Here is a 15,475-nt window from a genome sequence, read left to right as displayed (position 1 = left end):
GGAAGGTGAAGCGGCTCACACAATCGAGGAAAGATGGGCTACACTTCCGTGGTCAGACCATTGTGGTCTGACCAAATAAGCCGCTCGCCCCTCAATGTGGAGGAACTCCGTGGACCACTTCACCCCCAGCACTGACCCGGTGCTGAACAGCGTTGCCTGGTCGGCCATCGTCGGCCTGTTGCCGCTGCTGACCTTCTTTGTCCTGCTCGCCGTCGCCAAGACCAAAGCCCACGTGGCCGGGGCGTTTGCCCTGCTGGTGGCCCTGGCCGTGGGCATCCTGGCCTTCAAGATGCCCGCTGGCCTGGCCCTCCTGTCCGCAACCCAGGGCGGGGTTTTCGGCGCCTTCCCCGTGCTGTGGATCGTGGTCATGGCCGTCTGGCTCTACCAGGTGACGGTGCTCAGCGGCCGCTTCGAGGACCTTCGCCGCGTCTTCGATGTGATCGGCGGCGGCGACGTCCGCCTGCAGGGTGTCCTCATTGCCTTCTGCTTCGGCGGCCTCCTTGAGGCCCTTGCCGGATTCGGCGCACCGGTGGCCATCACCGCCACCATGCTGCTGGCCCTGGGCCTTCCGCCGCTCCGGGCGGCTGCCGCCGTACTGGTGGCCAACACCGCTCCGGTCGCGTTTGGCGCCATGGCCATCCCGATCACCACCGCCGCCGGGCTCACCGGCCTCCACGCCACGGACATCGGCGCCATGGTGGGCCGCCAGGCGCCGCTGCTGGCAACCTTCGTCCCGCTGATCCTGCTCTTCATCCTGGACGGACGCAAGGGTTTGAAGGACTGCTGGCCTGCCGCGCTGGTCATCGGGTTCTCCTTCGCGGCCGCGCAGTTCCTCTGCTCCAACTTCTTCTCCTATGAACTCACCGACATCATGGCCTCGCTGGTCGGCCTGGGCGCGGCTGTCGTGTTCTTCCGGTTGTGGAAGCCCAGGGGCACCGGGGCAGCACGTGACCGGCTTGGCGTCGCCGCGGAGGCCGCTGCCGCAGGTGCCGCCGGTGCCGCCGCGGGCAGCCACGGCGGTGGCAACACTGCCCGCACAGGCGGTGTTGCCACCGCAGAAGCTGCCGACGGCGAAGGCCTCACCCCGGCACGCACGTGGCTCGCACTGTTTCCCTACTTCCTCGTCATTGTGGTGTTCGGCATCGCAAAACTCTGGAAGCTCGGCGTCGACCTTCCTGCCGCCCTCGCGGCCACCGATATCAAGATCCCGTGGCCGGTCCTCCACGACGCCCTGGTGGGCGCCGACGGCAAACCGCTGTCGTCCACCATCTACGTCTTCCAGTGGCTGTCCAGCCCCGGCACACTCCTCCTGATCACGGGTTTGGTTGTGGCAATCGTCTACGCCCGCTTCGATGACCGGGGGCGCTTCCACATGACGGTAAGCGATGCCGTGGCCGAAATCGGACGGACCATCTTCAAGATGCGCTGGGCCGGCCTGACCATCATCACGGTGCTTGCCCTTGCCTACGTCATGAACAACTCGGGCCAGACGGTCTCGATCGGCGTGTGGCTGGCCGGGACCGGCAGCTTCTTCGCGTTCCTCTCCCCCGTGCTCGGCTGGCTGGGCACGGCAGTGACCGGTTCGGACACCTCCGCGAACGCCCTGTTTGCCAAGCTGCAGCAGACGGCGGGCGTGAACGCAGGCATCGACCCCAACCTGCTGGTGGCCGGCAACACGGCCGGCGGGGTGGTGGGCAAACTCATCAGTCCGCAAAACCTCGCCATTGCCGCCACCGCCGTCAACCTCGACGGCCAGGAATCGGTCCTTCTGCGTAAGGTAGTCGGATGGAGCGTGGGGTTGCTGGTGGTGCTGTGCACTATTGTCTTCCTGCAGTCCACCCCCGTCCTGGGATGGATGCTTCCCTAGCCAAACCGCCCGTGCAAAACAAGGGTGCGGGCCCTGGGCCCGCACCCCCACCTTGAGGATCGCCCGTGACAACCGCCGCAGCCGGAGCAGCCCCCCGCCGTCGAACCCAAGACGCTCTGCTGAAAGACATTGAGGCGGACCTGCGGGCCGGCAAAATCAAAGTCGGCGACCGGCTCCCCGGCGAACGGACCCTGGCGGAAAACTATGGCATATCGCGGGCGTCCGTGCGCGAAGCCATCCGGATCCTCGACGCCATGGGGGTGGTCCGCAGTTCGGTGGGTTCCGGGCCGATGTCCGGTGCCATTGTTGTTTCCGACCCGTCCGCGGGGCTTTCGTCCGCCCTCCGGCTGCACGTTGCCAGCAACCGGTTGCCGGTCGAGGACATCGTCCAAACCCGTATCCTCCTGGAAACCTGGACTGCCCGCGCAGGGGCGGCGCGTGAAGGCGGTGACGAGGACCGTGAACAGGCGGCCCAACTGCTGGAGGCCATGGACCACCCGGGACTGGACCGGGCAGCCTTCCATGAGCTGGACGCCAGGTTCCATGTGGCGCTGAGTTCACTCGCCGGCAACGAGGTAATGGCCACCATCATGGAGTCCCTCAGCGGTTCGATCGTCGGCTACGTCAAGGGCGCCATGGACGCGATGGAGGACTGGCCGGACGTCCTGGAAGTCCTCCGCGCCCAACACCACGGAATCTTCGATGCCGTCCAGTCCCGGGACGGCGAGCTCGCCGCGCGCCTGCTGCGCGAGCACATCGAATGGTTCTACCAGCGGGCAGGGGACGCCACGGCGCCCCGGCCCGGCACAGTTACCTGACATTTTTGGAGCCTCGAATGCGAACCCCCACGGCAGGAGCCGGAACACCCATCGATCAACTGGACCTGGACACCGTGAGCACGCGGGACCTGGACCGCCATGCCCTGGCCCACGACGCTTCGCACTACCTCCTGGTCCCGCAGGGAGTAGCCACCCCACGCAATGCCGCCGACGTCGGAGCCCTGTTGCGCCGCAGCCGGGAGCTCGGGATTCCCGCCACCTTCAGGTCCGGCGGAACCAGCCTCTCCGGCCAGGCGCTCAGTGACAGCCTGCTGATCAACACCCGCCAGCATTTCCGCGGCATCGAGGTGCTCGACGGCGGCGCACGGGTACGCGTCCAGCCCGGCGCCACGGTACGCAGCGTCAACGCCCGGCTCGCCGCCTTCGGCCGCAAGCTCGGCCCGGATCCCGCCAGCGAGATCGCCTGCACCGTGGGCGGTGTCATCGCCAACAACTCCTCCGGAATGGCGTGCGGCACCGAGTTCAACACCTACCGGACGCTGGAATCGATGGTGCTGGTGCTGCCCTCGGGTACCGTCATTGACACCGCCGATGCCGACGCCGACCGGCGGCTGCACGCGCTGGAGCCGGAACTTCATGAGGGGCTGCTGAGGCTGCGCCGTCGGGTGGTGGGCAACGACGAATCCGTCCGCATCATCCGTTCACTGTTCTCGATGAAGAACACCATGGGCTACGGCGTGAACTCCTTCCTGGACTACGAACGTGCCGTGGACATCCTCATGCACCTCATGATCGGCAGCGAAGGCACGCTCGGCTTCGTGGCCGAGGCTGTCTTCCGGACCATCGAGGTGAAACCGGCCGTCGCCACCGGGCTGCTGGTATTCAACAGCCTCGACGCGGCCACGATGGCCCTGCCGGACCTCGTTTCCACGGGCCTTGCGACCATCGAACTCATGGACCCGGCCGCATTGAAGGTTGCCCAGCGTGCCGCCGACGCCCCGGCTGCGATCCGCACGCTGCCGGTGCAGGGACACACAGCACTACTGGTGGAACACCAGGGCTCCGACGCCGCAGAGCTGTCCGGCAAGTGGGCAGCCTCACAGCCACTGTTCGACTCGCTGGACCTGGCCACGCCCTTCGCACTGACATCCGACCCGAAAGACCGGGCTGCCCTCTGGCACGTCCGCAAAGGCCTCTACACAGCCGTGGCCGGTGCCCGCCCCTCGGGAACCAACGCACTGCTGGAAGACATCGTGGTCCCTGTCCCCGCCCTGGCGGGCACCTGTGGCGAGCTGACGCGGCTCTTCCGCGAGCACCGCTACGAGGAATCCGTGATCTTCGGCCATGCCAAGGACGGGAACGTCCACTTTATGCTCAATGAGCGTTTCGACGACCCGGCCCAGCTCCTGCGCTACCAGGCCTTTACTGACGAAATGGTGGACCTGGTCCTCGGCGCGGGCGGCTCACTCAAGGCCGAGCACGGCACGGGCCGCATCATGGCGCCTTTCGTCCGCCGCCAGTACGGCGACGAACTCTATGCCGTCATGCAGGAGATCAAGCGGCTGATCGACCCGCCCAACCTTCTGAATCCGGGCGTGCTGCTCGCCGATGGGCCGCTCTCCTATATCGAAAACCTGAAAGTGGCCCCCACCGTCGAGGAGGAGGTGGACCGCTGCGTCGAGTGCGGCTACTGCGAACCGGTCTGTCCCAGCAAGGACATCACGCTGACACCCCGCCAACGCATCGTGCTTCGGCGCGACATCGCTGCCGCGGAGCAGCGCGGTGACCATGCCCTCGCCGCCGGCCTGCGCAAGGACTACGACTACGACGGCGTGCAGACCTGTGCCGCCGACGGCATGTGCGTCACCGCCTGCCCGGTGCTGATCAACACCGGAGACCTGGTACGGAGGCTGCGTAAGGAGAACGCGAACACCGTCGCCGCTGCCGGCTGGAATAAAGCCGCCGAAAACTGGGGCGCCGTGACCGCCGCCGGCGGGCTGGCCCTGACGGTGGCCAAGGCAATGCCGGCTCCGCTGCCCAAGGCCGCGACCGCCGTCGGCCGTTCCCTGCTGGGACCGGAGGCAGTGCCCGCGTACACCACAGTGCTTCCCGGCGGCGGGTCCAAGCGGCGCGCACGCCCGGAAGCAGGCAGCACCGCAGTGTTCTTCCCCGCCTGCATCGGCACCATGTTCGGCCCGGCGGACGGACCCGCCGGCCAGGGGAAGGGTTCGGCCCAGGCGTTCCTGGACCTCTGCGAACGCGCCGGAGTGCGGATCACCGTTCCGGAAGGCATCGAGAGCCTGTGCTGCGGGACCCCGTGGAAGTCGAAAGGCTTCTCCCAGGGGTACGAGGCCATGACCGCCAAGGTCCTGGACCGGCTGTACGAGGCCAGCGGCCGCGGCGAACTGCCCGTCGTCTGCGATGCCGCTTCCTGCACCGAAGGCCTGGACACCATGAAACGCCTTGCGGCGGCGGATGGAGAACGCTACGCCGGGCTGCGTTTTGTTGACTCGGTGGAGTTCGTGCACCAGCACATCCTGGGCCGCCTCACGGTTACTGCGCCGTTGGGTTCCATCGCCCTCCACCCCACGTGTTCATCCACCCAGCTGGGAACCAACCCGGCACTGCTGGAAATCGCCGGCGCCGTCACGGACGATGTGTTCGTGCCCCTGAACTGGGGTTGCTGCGCCTTCGCCGGAGACCGCGGCCTGCTGCATCCTGAACTGACGGACTCCGCGACGGACCGGCAGGCCCGCGAGATCAACGGGCGGGAGTTCGACGCCTACGCTTCCACCAACCGCACCTGCGAGCTGGGCATGTCCAAGGCGACCGGCCGCTCCTACCGGCACCTGCTGGAAATCCTTGAGGAGGCCACGAGGCCCTGAGGCCCTGCCTGGGTGTGTTCCCTGCGCGGCTCAGGCCGCCTTGATGGGCGACTTGCCGCCGGCGGATGCCGCCTGGTTTTCACGGGCCAGGAATGCGGAGAGTTCGCCGATGGTGCTCATGAGCGGCGCGGGGAAGACGACCGTAGTGTTCTTGTCGACGCCGATTTCAACCAGGGACTGCAGGTTTCGAAGCTGCAGCGCAAGCGGGTGGGCCATCATGGTGTCGGAGGCGTCACCCAGGGCAGTGGCCGCGATGGCTTCGCCCTCGGCTGCGATGATCTTCGCTCTCTTTTCCCGTTCGGCTTCTGCCTGGCGTGCCATGGCACGCTTCATGCTTTCGGGAAGTTGGATGTCCTTCAGCTCCACCAGGGTGACCTCCACGCCCCATTCGACGGTGAGTACGTCGAGGATTTCGCGGATGTCCACGTTGATGCGTTCGGTCTCGGACAAGGTCTGGTCCAGCGTGTGGCGTCCGACGACCTTGCGCAAGGTGGTCTGCGCGATCTGGTCGATGGCCGCTGCCACGTTTTCGATGGCGATGACGGACTTCACGGCGTCCACCACGCGGTAGTAGGCCACCGCCGAGACGTCCACGCTGACGTTGTCCTGCGTGATGATGCCTTGGGACTGGATGGGCATGGTGACGATCCTCAGGCTAACCAGCGGGAGCCGATCGATCACGGGGATGATCAGCGTCAGGCCCGGGTCCCTGACACCGACGACCCTGCCAAGCCGGAACAGCACGCCCTTCTCATATTGGCGCACGATCCGGATGGACATCTTCGCGACGATGAGCAGCAGGATGACGAGGACGATGACAATGATGGTGGTGGGGTCCATCAGGATCCCCTCCTATGAGTGGCCGGACGTGCCGTCGCCGGGCCGGCGCCGTGGCATTTGTCCTAGGTCCATTGTTTCACCAAAAAGTGATAAAGGACCGGCGCATACTGATCCTACGAACGCGACCGTTGCCTCATGGTGGCTCCCCTGGCTGGTGCTGATTCCGTGCCTGGCTCTCTGGGGTTACAGCCTGGTCGACTTCAGCCAGACTGACGAACGGGACATGCGGACTTTCGGCAGGGACGCCTGGCTGGTGCTCCTCGTCCTCGGAAGCGTCGTGGGCGCAGTGGCGTGGCTGGTCGCCGGCCGTCCCCGGCGGCCCGATCTCCGCCGTCCAGGCTAAGCCATCGCGGTGACGATGCTTCCGTAGCCCTGCAGGAACATGCGCCGGCCCTGGCCTTCGTCCGTCCACACCCAAATGACGGAGTAGTCGGACGTCACGGCATCCACCACCCCCGTTCCGGACACGGTTCCCTCGGCAAAGCGGACCCTGTCCCCCACGGCGAGCCGTGGATGCCTGGTCCGTTTCCTCCTGGGCTTGAGCGTGGCGGTTTGCCCTGCCGTTGCAGGGTCTGACGGGCAGGTGCTGGCGTGCTGGCGCATGGGCTTCCTCGGGGCTCGCGGGCGGACGGTCAGCTCATTACGACCCTGCCCGCTGCTCCCAGGTCACGCACCGGGCGTGGTGGGAAAAGACTAACGCGGCGGTGCCCAGATGGGCACCGCCGCGTCCGTTCAAACCGAGTGTGACTGGTTCATGCCGCGCACTGCTGGAAGGTCAGTCCAGCGCCGTCACGGATCCCAGCGCGTCCCACGCAAAGCTGGCCAGCCAGTGCGTTGACATGAAGTCGCCGCTTTCCAGCCCGCGGAGCCCGGCCTTGAGCAGCGGATCCAGTGCCTCGCCGAGCACTGCGGCGGCGGCGGACGCCTCGGGCTTGGCGGACTGGCGAAGCGCGGCGATGATCCGTGCCACCTGTCCCGCGCGGGTCAGGTTCAGGCCGTGAAGGTGCACCAGGTAGCCGTCGGTCTCATCCGTCACACTCACCGGCTGCAGGATCCGCGACTCCACGGAAAGCTCCGGCAGGAACCCGGCGAACCAGTCGGCGAACTCGTCGGCGGACAGCACGCGGCGCATCAGGTCCGCCTCGCTCAGCCCGGCGGAAAGGAAGTCCTGGCCGCTGAGCTCCCAGTCACCCGGCCAGGCGCGGTCGTTCCCGAACCAGGTGCGGGCTGCTTCCTCGCACGCCGCGGCAGCATCAGCCCGTCCCAGTGACCGGAAGGCATCCAGCATGTAGCCGACGCCGAACGCGGCGTTGGTGTGCAGCCCGTGCCGCACCGGGTACTGGGCCTTGGCCATCCACGCCACGCTGAGCTCCGCCACGGCGTCCACCAGCGGATCCAGCGCAGTGCCCCATTCACGGAGCTGTGCATCGGAGGAGGCGGCACACGTGGCGGCCAGCCGCATCAGCCAGGCCCAGCCGTAGGGCCGCTCCCAGGACGGGTTGGCCAGCAGGTAGTCCCGCTCCACCGCCAGCTTGGCCGGTGTGAGGTTGGCGCCCACCGCTTCCCGGAGCGCCGCCTCGGTGGGGGCGTCCACCCAGGCTGCCGTGCCGCCGTCGGACGCCCCTTTCCCAGCAGCCCCGCCAAGGGGCGACCCGGGTGTGCCACCCAGCAGGCTGGCCCCCAGCCAGTGCATGTGCACGCAGGAGTGCCAGTCGAAGGAGGTGTAGAAGGCGGGGTGGATCTGTTCCGGGGTGGGCCTGTCGTCGGCGGACACCTGGGTGTGGTGTGCCGAGTGCGGGAAGGGCTCGGAAAGGTTGCCCAGCACCACGGCTGCGTAGTCCCGGGCCGCCTGTGCGCGGAGGTCGTTGTCCATGCTGCTCCTTTGCAGGGAAGGGTTAGTGGAAGGCCAGGAAGTACATCAGTGCGATGTTGACCGCCAGCAGCGGGATGGCCGTGCCCACCTGCGCCGTGATGACGCCGTACTTGTTCTTCATTTCCAGCAGCGCGGACGGCACCAGGTTGAAGTTGGCGGCCATGGGGGTGCAGAGCGTGCCGCAGAAACCGGCCAGCATGCCGATGGCAAACACGATGGCGGGATCGCCGTGGAAGGTCTGCACCAGCACGGGCCAGCCGATGGCCGCGGTCATGATGGGGAAGGCGGCGAAGCCGTTGCCCATCAGCACCGTGAAGAGGAACATGCCGATGCAGTAGACCAGCACACCCGCGATCAGCGAGCCCTTGGGCAGCAGCCCGGAGGCCAGGTTGCCCACTGCGGTGCCCACGCCGGCCTTGGTGAAGAGGATGCCCAGGGTGGTGAGCATCTGCGGCAGCAGCGCGGCCCAGCCGATGGACTCGAGGATGCGGCGGCTTTCGAAAATGGGCGTCGCCGGGTTCTTGGGCTTGAGGATCAGGAGGGCGACGACGACGGCGGCCACGGCGCCAATGGCCAGGGCTACCAGCGTGGTGTTCTTGGGATCGAGCAGCGGGGTGCCACCGATGTTCAGCACGGGGGCGGCGAGCACCAGGATCACGGTGACCAGCGGCAGGGTCAGGGCCGGGATGAAGAGCTTGTTTCCGAACCGCTTGGCGTAGGACTCCCGCTCGGGCCCGGTGGAGGACCGGTGCTTCCCGTGGCCCAGCAGGCCGGTGGAGGCCAGCACCACAAGGATGAGGACAGCCACGCCCAGGATCCAGCCCGGCGCGGTGCCCGCCTGGACCCAGCTGCTGTAGAAGAAACACAGGCCCAGCAGGCCCCAGAAGGCGGAGCTGCCCCAGCGGCGGGGGTGGTTGGTGTCGGCGGCAATCAGTGACGCCCAGGCGACGAACAAAATGCCGATCAGCCAGTAGACGGCTTCAACGTTGATCATTTGGCTTCTCCTGCAGCTTCCTTCTGGGCGGTGAGCTCGTATTCGCGGTATTCCTTGTCCAGCTGCTTGTCCAGGCGCAGGAGCCGGAAGCCGTGGATGAGGAACGCCGCGATGGCCGTGGGGATGGCCCAGAGGGCCAGCTGGAGCGGTTCCAGGTGCAGGTGGTAGGTGGTGTCCACGAACGTGGTGATCAGCAGGATGGAGCCGACGGCCACGAACACGTCTTCGCCGAAGAACACGCCTACGTTGTCCGCAGCGGCCGAGTGGCCCTTGATCTTCTCGCTGATCTTCTCCGGCACGTGGCCGTAACGGCGCAGCGCTGCGCCCTCGGCCATGGGGAACACCAGCGGGCGGACCGTCTGGGCGTGGCCGCCGATGCTGTTCAGGCCCACGGCGGCGGTGATCTGGCGGACGGCCAGGTAACCGATCAGGACGCGGCCTGCGGTGAGCTTGGCGAGCCGGCCGATGAGGATCTTGGCCTGCTCCTGCAGACCGAAGAACTCAATGATGCCCACCACCGGGAGCACGGCAACGAAGATGGTGACCGAGCGGCTGCTGGCGAAGCCGGTGCCGAATGCATCCAGGATCTGCGCGGGGTTCATGCCGCCGAGCAGTGCGGTGACGATGCCGGCGACGGTGACGACGATCAGGGGGTTCAGGCGGATGGCGAAGCCAACGATCACCAGCAGCACCCCGATGAGTACAAGCATGATTATCCCTTCCCAGGGGACCCGTGGAGGGTCTGCGAAAGTGGGGGCCGGCGCGTGGATGCCTCGTTTTACGGGGTGGGGCTGCGCCGAGGGGCGGGAGCCCCGTCACGTTGGCGCTGCAGGATTAAGTGAGCTGCAGAACAACGGTGTGATCTAAAGCATAGCTTTTTGTTCAACAATCCTGCAACCCCCTTTTTCCCGGAGGTTTGCCCTGGCGGCCGACGGCGTCCAGCAGCTGGGCTTCCGCGCGGTCCAGGTAGGCGGCCAGGAAGTCCGCTGCCGCGGCCAGCTGCCCTTCCTCCAGGAGTTCCACGATCTTGGCGTTGTCCTCCACGTAGGGCTCGTGGAAGGCCGGGTTGGCGGCCATGGAGTGGAACACCAGGCGCATCTCCGCCAGGACCTGGTCCATGAGGCTGTTGAGCCGCTCGCTGCCGGCGCGGTCCACGATGGCACGGTGGAAATCCTGGTTGGCGCTGGCCATCCCCGGGATGTCGCCCGCCGCGGCCGCGGCCCGGGCGGCCTTGATGATGCCCGCCAGCGCCTCCATGGAGGCCTGGCCGGACCACAGCACCGCTGCGGGTTCCAGGAACCGGCGGACGCGATAGATCTCGCGGATGTCGTCCGCCGTGGGGTGCGCCACGAACACGCCCCGGTTGGGGATGCGGGTGACGATGTGCTCGGCGTGGAGAGCGGTGAAGGCCTCCCGCAGGGTATTGCGGGACACGCCAAGGGCCTCGCGCAGGGCTTCCTCCGCGAGCTTGGAGCCGGGCTTGAGCTGGCCGGCCGCGATGCGGCTGCGCAGTTGGGCAGCCACCCAGAGACCGGTTTCGGCGTGCTTTGTGGTCCTGGCCTGGGCCTGCAGATCGGCCAGTACCTCGTCAAACGTCATGGCACCACGATATCGGCCCGGAACTGCACCAAAGGTTTACTGCCCCTGCCCGGGGCCCGACTCCCTGTCATCCGCCCCCGGCCTCACTCGATATTGGCGAGCACCTGGCCTGGCGCGACCGGGTCCCCTGCAGCAGCGAACTGCTCGCCCAGGGTCCCCGTACGGTGGGCGGCGACGGCTGTCTCCATCTTCATGGCTTCGAGCACCAGCACCGTTTCGCCCTCCTCGACCGTTGCCCCGGGCTGCGCCAGCCACTTCACCACGGTGCCGGCCATGCTGGCCAGCAGGTCGCCGTCGTTCTTCTCCGCCTGGGTCTCCGCGTGATTGTCAGCTCCGTCCCCACCATCCCTGCCGCCTGCACTGCGCCGGCCGCCGCCGTCGAGCAGCGAATCCAGCAGCGCCTTGGGAAGTCCCAGCTCCATCCGCTTGCCGTCCACCTCGATCCCGATGGTCCGGCGGGGTTCCTCCGGCGCGGCGGGGCTGAACGCGGGGTCGGCGTCGAGGGCCGTGGTGAACTCGTTTTCGATCCAGGTGGTGTAGATGTCCAGACCGTCCGCGCCAATGAAGTCCGGAGCCTCCACCACGGCGCGGTGGAACGGCAAAACGGTGGCCAACCCGCCGATGCGCAAATCGCGCAGGGCGCGGCGGGCACGGCGCAGGGCCTGCTGCCGGTCGGCGCCGGTGACCACGAGCTTGGCCAGGAGGGAGTCGAACTGTCCGGGAACCACGGATCCCGCGCGCACGCCGGTGTCAAGGCGGATCCCGGGCCCGGTGGGCACCTCGAAGGACTCCACAGTGCCCGGGGACGGCAGGAAGCCGCGGCCCGGATCCTCGGCGTTGATGCGGAACTCGAAGGCGTGCCCGCGCGGTTCCGGGTCCTCCAGGATGGGCAGCTTCTCCCCCGCCGCGATGGCCAGCTGGGCGGCCACCAGGTCCACGCCGGACGTCTCCTCGGTGATGGGGTGCTCCACCTGCAGGCGCGTGTTGACCTCCAGGAAGCTCAGGAAACCGCTGCCGTCCAGCAGGTACTCCACGGTGCCGGCGCCCACGTATCCGGCTTCACGGCAGATGGCCTTGGCCGAAGCATGGATTTCCGCGCGTTGTTCGGGGCTGAGGAACGGGGCGGGCGCCTCCTCAACGAGTTTCTGGTGGCGGCGCTGCAGCGAGCAGTCACGGGTGCCCACCACCACCACGTTGCCGTGCGTGTCCGCGATGACCTGGGCCTCCACGTGCCGGGGCCGGTCCAGGAACTTCTCCACGTAGCACTCGCTGCGGCCAAAGGCGGCCAGGGATTCGCGGACGGCGGAGTCGAAGCTTTCCTCGATGTCGGCGAGGTTCCGGACTACCTTCAGGCCGCGGCCGCCACCGCCGAAGGCAGCCTTGATGGCCACGGGCAGGCCCACCTGCTCGGCGAAGGCGCGGACCTCTGCGGCGCTGGCCACGGGCCCGTCGCTGCCCGGGGCCAGCGGAGCCCCGGCACGGACGGCCACCTCGCGGGCGCTGACCTTGTCGCCGAGGAGCCGGATGGTTTCCGGGGAGGGTCCGATCCACGTCAGGCCGGCGTCGAGGACAGCCTGCGCGAAGCCGGCGTTCTCGGACAGGAAGCCGTAGCCGGGGTGGACGGCGTCGGCGCCGCTTTTGGCTGCGACAGCGAGGATCTTGTCGATGTCCAGGTAGGTTTCCTGGGGCCTGGAGCCAGCCAGCGAGTAGGCCTCGGTGGCGGCGGAAACGTGCAGGGCGTCGGCGTCGGGGTCGGCATAGACGGCAACGCTTTCCAGGCCTGCATCGTCGCAGGCCCGGGCGATGCGGACGGCAATCTCGCCGCGGTTGGCAATGAGGACTTTACGCATGGGAGGTTTCCTTAAGTGTTTCTGGCAGTGCTGCGGCGGTTTCCGCGGCGGCGAACCGCACGGAGGCGCCCGGGGGAAGCTGGGCGGCTTTGTCCAGGTCGGCGTGGACGACGACGGCAATCACCGGATACCCGCCGGTCACCGGGTGGTCAGAGAGGAAGAGTACGGGCTGGCCTTCCGGCGGCACCTGCACGGCACCGCGAACGGTTCCTTCGCTGGCCAGTTCGCCGTCCCGGTTGCGGGTGAGGGCGTGGCCCTTGAGGCGCAATCCGATCCGGTTGGACTGCGGTGTGACGGTCCATTCCCGGGCCAGGAAGTCCTGCAGTGTTTCGGTGCTGAACCAGTCCTGCCGGGGTCCGGGGACCACGCGCAGCACGGTGGCCCCCGGATGGTCCGGGAGGGGTGATGCCTCGGGATGGCCCACGGAGCTTCCCGGCTTCGGGGTGAGCACGGGGAGGATGGTGCCTTGCTTGAGCGGTTCCGGGCCAACCCCTGACATGGTGTCCGTGGACCGGCTGCCAAGCGCCTCGGACCCGCCGATCCCGCCGCGGACCCCGATGTAGGAACGAAGCCCGGCCGTGGCGTTGCCCACCGTCAGCTTCTCCCCTGCCAGCAGCGCGAAGGGGGCACCGCACCCAGGGTGCCGCACCGCCGTCGTACCCCTTCCTGTTTCCTGCGCCGGAGGCGTGATCTCCAGCGGAACGTCCGCTCCGGTGACCGCGAGGACCTGGTCGGAGAGGGCCTCGAGCTCCAGGCCGCCGAAGAGGAGTTCGACGGCTGCGGCTCCTTCAGCATTGCCCACCAGGCGGTTGGCGCGGCGCAGTGCCCCGCGGTCCATGGCGCCGGCGCTGCTGACGCCGAGCGACGCGAAGCCGGGGCGGCCCAGGTCCTGCACGGTGGCTTGCAGTCCGGGTTTGCGGACGGCAAGGCCCTCGGCGGCCTGGCCCGTCCCTGTGCTGTGGCCGGGGGAGGCCTTGGGCAGTACGGTGGCCTGTTCGCGGACGGCAGTGAAACGGACGGTATCCCCGGGGCGGACCAGCGCGGGGTTCTCCCGGCTGAGGTCCCACATGACCGCGCCGGTGCGGCCGATCAGCTGCCAACCACCGGGCGACTGCCGCGGGTAGACCGCCGAGTAGGCGCCCCCCAGGGCCACGGCTCCGGCGGGGACGGCTGTCCGGGGTGAACGCCGCCGCGGGACCTCCAGGCTGGGGTTTTCACCCGTGAGGTAGGCGAAGCCCGGGGCGAAGCCGGCAAAGGCCGCGGTCCACAACTGGCCCGTATGGGCGGCCACCACTCCCTCCCGGCCCAGGCCGGTGAGTTCTGCCACCTCGTCCAGGTCCTCGCCGTCGTACACCACCTCGATGGTGACCAGCGCGCTCTCGGTGTCCGCGGGAGCCTCCAGGTCCAGGGTGCTCACATAAGCCGTCAGGGCACGGACCGAGTCGGCTGAATCGGCAGTAATGAGGACGGTGGTGGCGGCTGCGATGACATCAACCTGGCCCGGCTGCGGGTGGGCGGTGAGCTGGGCCTGGAGGCTGAGGACGGCGTCCAGGGACGGAAGCTCCACCAGGATGGCACGGTCTCCTGCAGGACGGATGCCTGTCAGTTCCGTGTGGGGGCCGTGGTTGGCCGACTGCTGCTGCGTGGTGGTCATGGTTAGGCGAAGCTTTGGATCTGGATGCCGGCGTCCACCAGGGCGGCGCGGACGGCGGCGGCCATCGCTACTGCGCCGGGGGTGTCACCGTGCAGGCAGATGCTTTCCGCTTTGACGGACACCAGCGATCCGTCGATGGCGCGGACCACGCCGTCCCCCGCCAGGCGCAGGACGTGTTCGACGACGTCACGCACCTCGTGCAGCACGGCGCCGGGTTCGCGGCGGGAGACCAGCGTCCCGTCCGGGTTGTAGGCGCGATCGGCGAAGGCTTCAGCCACGGTGCGGAGCCCCGCGGCATCCGCCTGCCGCTGGATCTCGGAGTTGGGAAGGACCATGAGGGGCAGGGTGGGGTCCACGGCGAGGATGGCGGCCACGACGGCGCCGGCCTGCTTGGGGTGGTTCACGATGGTGTTGTAGAGGGCGCCGTGGGGCTTGACGTAGCGGACGGCGGTTCCCGCCGCGAGGGCCACGGCCTGGACGGCGCCGATCTGGTAGACGACGTCAGCTGTCAGTTCCGCGGGCGTCATGTCCACAAACCGGCGGCCGAAGCCTGCCAGGTCCCGGTAGCCGGGGTGGGCGCCGACGGTAACGCCGGCCTTCACAGCCGCCTGGCACGTGGCCATGATGCCCACGGGATCCCCGGCGTGGAAGCCGCAGGCTACGTTGGCACTGGAAACACTCTCGAAAATGGCGGCGTCATCACCGAAGGACCAGTTCCCAAAGGACTCGCCGACGTCACTGTTCAGGTCGATGGTGGGCATTGTGATCTCCGTCTCGAATTGCTGTTCATCCAAGAATGCCCTAAAAATTCAGATTGTTCAACAATCTGGCAGCCCTTTTACAACGCCCCATCACATTCTGCCGCTTCCCGTCGGACGCCCCATCATCTCCCGCCGCCTCTCCCCAAGTGGTGGGGCATCCCGTGGATCAGGGCGGTAGGTGGTGGGGCGCCGTTTGGATCAGGGCGGTAGGTGGTGGGGCGTCCCTTGGATCAGGGCGGTAAGTGATGGCGCGTCCCTCGGATCAGGGCCGTAGGTGGTGGCGCGTCTGCTGGTTGGTTGTTAAATGTGGGAGGCCCCAACCGGTGTGGTTGGGGCCTCGACCTAATGTGTGTCCGGCGGTGACCTACTCTCC

The 15,475-nt window shown here is 67.8% G+C and carries 13 protein-coding genes; 4 read left to right on the top strand and 9 right to left on the bottom strand.

Annotation, left to right across the window (positions count from 1 at the left end; all coding sequences use genetic code 11):
- Nucleotides 1-109: 109 nt before the first annotated feature.
- The 3 genes from J2X98_RS09150 (at nt 110) to J2X98_RS09140 (ending at nt 5,531) form a co-directional block, all read left to right on the top strand.
- A complete protein-coding gene (locus tag J2X98_RS09150; protein WP_307306910.1) occupies nt 110-1,867 on the top strand; it encodes an L-lactate permease in 1,758 nt (585 codons plus the stop codon).
- 65 nt (nt 1,868-1,932) lie between these two features.
- The gene (locus J2X98_RS09145) at nt 1,933-2,685 is read left to right on the top strand and encodes a FadR/GntR family transcriptional regulator (RefSeq protein WP_141943215.1); all 753 of its coding nucleotides are present in this window, start codon (nt 1,933-1,935) and stop codon (nt 2,683-2,685) included.
- Nucleotides 2,686-2,702: 17 nt separating this feature from the next.
- Nucleotides 2,703-5,531, top strand: coding sequence for an FAD-binding and (Fe-S)-binding domain-containing protein (locus tag J2X98_RS09140; protein ID WP_307306905.1), 2,829 nt, complete (start codon nt 2,703-2,705; stop codon nt 5,529-5,531).
- 30 nt (nt 5,532-5,561) lie between these two features.
- Here the strand turns inward: J2X98_RS09140 and J2X98_RS09135 are convergent, their stop codons facing one another.
- On the bottom strand, nt 5,562-6,371 hold the full coding sequence (locus J2X98_RS09135) for a slipin family protein (protein ID WP_141943218.1): 810 nt from the start codon (nt 6,369-6,371) through the stop codon (nt 5,562-5,564).
- A gap of 154 nt (nt 6,372-6,525) precedes the next feature.
- Here J2X98_RS09135 and J2X98_RS09130 point away from each other — a divergent pair, with 154 nt between their 5' ends.
- Nucleotides 6,526-6,714: a PLDc N-terminal domain-containing protein gene (locus J2X98_RS09130; RefSeq protein WP_307306901.1), complete on the top strand. Its 189-nt coding sequence runs from the start codon at nt 6,526-6,528 to the stop codon at nt 6,712-6,714.
- On the opposite strand, the gene J2X98_RS09125 is transcribed toward J2X98_RS09130, so the two are convergent.
- The 8 genes from J2X98_RS09125 to J2X98_RS09090 all read right to left on the bottom strand — a co-directional run bounded on the left by J2X98_RS09125 (nt 6,711) and on the right by J2X98_RS09090 (nt 15,102).
- Entirely contained in the window at nt 6,711-6,974 is a 264-nt protein-coding gene (locus J2X98_RS09125) for a hypothetical protein (protein WP_141943222.1), read from the bottom strand. The genes J2X98_RS09130 and J2X98_RS09125 overlap by 4 nt on opposite strands.
- 172 nt (nt 6,975-7,146) lie before the next feature.
- Nucleotides 7,147-8,244 (bottom strand): DUF2891 family protein, encoded by a 1,098-nt coding sequence (locus J2X98_RS09120; RefSeq protein WP_307306895.1) that lies wholly within the window; start codon nt 8,242-8,244, stop codon nt 7,147-7,149.
- Nucleotides 8,245-8,266: 22 nt separating this feature from the next.
- Nucleotides 8,267-9,238, bottom strand: a complete 972-nt coding sequence (locus J2X98_RS09115; protein WP_307306891.1) for a DUF979 domain-containing protein — start codon at nt 9,236-9,238, stop codon at nt 8,267-8,269.
- The gene (locus J2X98_RS09110; protein ID WP_141943228.1) at nt 9,235-9,948 is read right to left on the bottom strand and encodes a DUF969 domain-containing protein; all 714 of its coding nucleotides are present in this window, start codon (nt 9,946-9,948) and stop codon (nt 9,235-9,237) included. The genes J2X98_RS09115 and J2X98_RS09110 overlap by 4 nt, the downstream gene beginning before the upstream one ends.
- Before the next feature lie 172 nt (nt 9,949-10,120).
- Nucleotides 10,121-10,837 (bottom strand): GntR family transcriptional regulator, encoded by a 717-nt coding sequence (locus J2X98_RS09105; protein ID WP_307306888.1) that lies wholly within the window; start codon nt 10,835-10,837, stop codon nt 10,121-10,123.
- An 83-nt stretch (nt 10,838-10,920) separates the two neighbouring features.
- Complete coding sequence (locus tag J2X98_RS09100; RefSeq protein WP_141943231.1) at nt 10,921-12,687, bottom strand: acetyl/propionyl/methylcrotonyl-CoA carboxylase subunit alpha; 1,767 nt, start codon at nt 12,685-12,687, stop codon at nt 10,921-10,923.
- A complete protein-coding gene (locus tag J2X98_RS09095; RefSeq protein ID WP_307306885.1) occupies nt 12,680-14,341 on the bottom strand; it encodes a 5-oxoprolinase subunit B/C family protein in 1,662 nt (553 codons plus the stop codon). Before J2X98_RS09095 ends, J2X98_RS09100 begins: the two co-directional genes overlap by 8 nt.
- A gap of 2 nt (nt 14,342-14,343) precedes the next feature.
- A complete protein-coding gene (locus J2X98_RS09090) occupies nt 14,344-15,102 on the bottom strand; it encodes a LamB/YcsF family protein (RefSeq protein ID WP_141943236.1) in 759 nt (252 codons plus the stop codon).
- Between the last annotated feature and the right edge of the window lie 373 nt (nt 15,103-15,475).

This window comes from Pseudarthrobacter enclensis (assembly GCF_030811655.1).
Taxonomy (GTDB): domain Bacteria; phylum Actinomycetota; class Actinomycetes; order Actinomycetales; family Micrococcaceae; genus Arthrobacter; species Arthrobacter enclensis_A.
The sequence above is the reverse complement of the archived record's forward strand: the minus strand, read 5'-3'. Positions and strand labels throughout refer to the sequence as shown.